Origin of the sequence: Candidatus Bandiella numerosa (assembly GCF_021811875.1) — a bacterium.
Lineage (GTDB): Bacteria > Pseudomonadota > Alphaproteobacteria > Rickettsiales > Midichloriaceae > Aquirickettsia > Aquirickettsia numerosa_A.
The window spans coordinates 1-3,264 of the sequence record NZ_JAJBJD010000126.1 but is presented as its reverse complement, the minus strand read 5'-3'; the positions used below and the strand labels follow the sequence as shown (position 1 = coordinate 3,264).

General features: G+C 30.7%; 4 protein-coding genes. 2 read left to right on the top strand and 2 right to left on the bottom strand.

The annotated features are described in order from the left end of the window. The first annotated feature begins 345 nt into the window (after nt 1–345). Nucleotides 346–1,527: a 2-C-methyl-D-erythritol 4-phosphate cytidylyltransferase gene (ispD, locus tag L8D11_RS05930; protein WP_236870461.1), complete on the top strand. Its 1,182-nt coding sequence runs from the start codon at nt 346–348 to the stop codon at nt 1,525–1,527. Between the two features lie 22 nt (nt 1,528–1,549). Further along, complete coding sequence (locus L8D11_RS04400) at nt 1,550–2,131, top strand: phosphatidylglycerophosphatase A family protein (protein WP_236870460.1); 582 nt, start codon at nt 1,550–1,552, stop codon at nt 2,129–2,131. Between the two features lie 36 nt (nt 2,132–2,167). Here L8D11_RS04400 and L8D11_RS04395 read toward each other — a convergent pair whose 3' ends face one another. Both L8D11_RS04395 and L8D11_RS05825 read right to left on the bottom strand, forming a co-directional pair. Continuing rightward, the gene (locus L8D11_RS04395) at nt 2,168–2,689 is read right to left on the bottom strand and encodes a DUF3576 domain-containing protein (RefSeq protein WP_236870459.1); all 522 of its coding nucleotides are present in this window, start codon (nt 2,687–2,689) and stop codon (nt 2,168–2,170) included. Between the two features lie 181 nt (nt 2,690–2,870). Next, entirely contained in the window at nt 2,871–3,002 is a 132-nt protein-coding gene (locus tag L8D11_RS05825; RefSeq protein WP_272906040.1) for a hypothetical protein, read from the bottom strand. Nucleotides 3,003–3,264: the final 262 nt, after the last annotated feature.

Genomic DNA, 3,264 nt, shown 5'->3' with positions numbered 1-3,264 from the left:
TAAAGAATATTTTTTATCATGTTACCAGTAAATAATATAATGTCAACTAATATTTAGCTTAGGCACTACTCAGCGACTTTAAAATTTTCTCCTCCTTTTTCCTCACCTACCTCTATACACTTCTCTCGAAGTGCATGAAGTCAGGAAAAATACATTGCAACTCACTACGCAATATTAATCTCTTTTTCTGGGTTAATTAGGGCATTATTAGCACCAACATCAGGTGTTGTTGTAGAAACTTATGGATGGCATAATTTCTTTGTTATATCATCTTTACTTTCTATTCCTTCTCTTTTTTGCATTTATCTCTTATATTGGTATAACAAAAGACTGCCAGAGAAATAAGTGAAAAATATAGCCATAATAGTTGCCGCTGGCAACTCAACAAGATTTAGTTATGAGATTCCAAAACAATACTTTGTAATAAACGGCAAAACTGTTTTAAACTGGGCAATTAAAGCTTTTTTAGCAAGTGATTTTATAGATAACATACTTGTTGTAATTAACAAGGAGCACAGGGATTTGTACTATCAATCGATTGAGGAGCTTAATATATTGAATCCTATTATAGGTGGTAAAACAAGGAATGAATCTGTATTTTTAGGGTTAAAAGCTCTCGAAGAACTCTATCCCGAAAATGTTTTAATTCATGATGCAGCAAGACCATTGATTTCAACAAAGTTGATAGATAAAGTTGTGTTACAACTTGAAAATCACTCTGTTGTGGACGTAGGAATCAGCTTAAATGATACAATTAAACATACTGATAATAACGATAATATTACGATACTTGATAGAGAAAGACTATATGCAACGCAAACACCGCAAGGCTTTAGGTATAAAACAATTTTAGATTTACATAAACAAAACAACATTGACTACACTGATGATATAAGTTTGTGCATCAAAAATGACATTAATGTTTGCAAAATTGAGGGAGATAGGAATAATATAAAGGTCACTAATACTTCTGATATTGAATTTTGTAAACATATTATGGGAAATGCTATGAGAGATGAAAAAATTTATCGCACAGGGATAGGCATAGATGTTCATAGATTTTCTCAGCCGTTTGATAAAAATGTTAAGATTAAAATTTGTGGAATTGGGGTTGAACATAATCAATCTATCATAGCTCATTCTGATGGAGATGTCGGATTTCATTCTATCACAGAAGCGCTTCTTGGTTCTATGGCATTGGGAAATATTGGTCAATTATTTCCCTCAAATGACGAAAAATATAAAGATATGGATTCAACTTATTTTTTGGAATATGCTAAGAGTTTATTAAGAAAGGCAGGAGCCGAAATAATCAATATAGACCTAACAATAATATGTGAGAGACCTAAAATTATGCCACATAGCAAAATTATGCGGGACAATATAGCTAAAATTTTAGGAATACATGCTAATATGGTAAGTGTCAAAGCTACTACTACTGAAAAAATGGGATTTTTAGGAGCTCAAGAGGGGATTGCGGCCCAAGCCGTATGTAGTGTTGTTTATAATAAACTTAATAACGAATAATATAAGTTATATAAATAAAATTATGAAAAGAAGATTTAGCCTTGGTAGCATTGCAAATGCAAGAAAAATAAAAATAAAAGTTCCATTTTCTTGGTATTCTGTTATATCGACATGGTTTTACATAGGTAAATTGCCTATATCAGGAACATTTGGATCTATCGCCACATATCCTATTTTTTACTATATATTGATGCACTCATATTCATCTGCTACTGCTAAATCTCAATTATTGCTAACGACGTTAGTATTATTGGTTGTTGGGCTAATTGCAGTAAAAAATTTCCAAAAGGTCACCAATACTTATGATCACAGCTATATTGTTATTGATGAAGTCATTGGTCAGTTATTGACGTTATGTATTTCTTTAGATTGGCTATTTCATCTTTCTAGCCTTATTCCCGTTAACATATCAAGTAAAAATCTAGCATTCTTAATGGCTTTAGTAACCTTCAGATACTTTGATATTAAAAAGCCTTTGATTATTGATTATGTTAATAGAAAATATAAAGGAGCATTTGGAGTAATATTTGACGACATACTAGCAGCTATATTTGCATCAATATCTATTTATGTGGTCTATTTGATAGCAAATTTATTTACTTAGGTAGGCACTTACTTTATTGCCCGTCAAATACTATTGTTATTGATTGTCACCCTCTAACACTTTTAACTCCCTTGCCCTTTCAATAATTTTTGTTTTTATTTTTTCAGCTAACTTTGGGTCGTAGTATTGATTATTCCAATTTCCATTGTTACCTATAACCCGTTTATACACAGTCACCTTTAAAGAACTTGATGCTAATTCTTTTCCAAATATATAGATATTAACCTTATATCTTTCTTTGGAATTGTTATTTATACTATACCAATCAGTAATAATGGTTCCACTCAGAGAGTCAGTTGAATTAAGTGGCATAAAATTTACATGATCAATAGATGCTCTCCACAGGTAGTTATTGATGTTCATTTGGCTTGTGGTTGAAGAAGAGCCTGAGGTAGATTTACCAAAAGTGAGACCATCGCCAGTTAATTTGCCAATTCTATCTTCTTCTTTTTGTTGTCGTGTTTTTGGGTAATCCTTTTTTATCTCAATTTTTGAGCATGCAGACAGTGAAGTAGTTATAGCTAAAATAACGATAAAACTCAAATTTTTGTATAACATATGGTAAAAATTTAGACTAATCAGTGAACGCTAGATTAATAATTAATTGAGCAAATGTCAATTATTCAACATTGAATAAAGTAAAATAAAATGCAAACAATGATAGAATAATTAAAATAGATAAAACAAATACAGTCACTAATTTTTCTGATATACAGGAGGAACAATTTCAGCCTTAAAATTATAATTCATCTTTTATGTGGTCGTTACATAAAGTAAATTTTAGCTCCGTATCACTATGGAGAGAATTGTTAAATATTGGATAAGTTAATTCTGATAACTTTTTTTGCTTATCGCTGCAATCTTCATTCATTACCACTTGGGCATTCTCATTGTGCAAAAGATATTTTTCAAACTGTTTTAAAGAGCTAAATGTACTTGGATTAGAAATATCAATTTCTTTATAATCACTATGTTGAGTGCACTGATTTTTAATCTCGCTTTCAGCATAGGAAGCATAAATATTAGATAGCGTATAAATAGGAAAAGTGCTAACCTTTGACCTAAAACAATACAGGTATCAAATGGATTTTGAAATAATAGTAAGAAAAAAAGAAAAAGGCGAGGTAGTATCA

What these genes read in the sequence shown, in the direction of transcription:
- L8D11_RS04400 (WP_236870460.1), top strand. Translation starts at nt 1,550, where the DNA reads ATGAAAAGAAGATTTAGCCTTGGTAGCATTGCAAATGCAAGAAAAATA.
- L8D11_RS04395 (WP_236870459.1), bottom strand. Translation starts at nt 2,689, where the DNA reads ATGTTATACAAAAATTTGAGTTTTATCGTTATTTTAGCTATAACTACT.
- L8D11_RS05825 (WP_272906040.1), bottom strand. Translation starts at nt 3,002, where the DNA reads ATGAATGAAGATTGCAGCGATAAGCAAAAAAAGTTATCAGAATTAACT.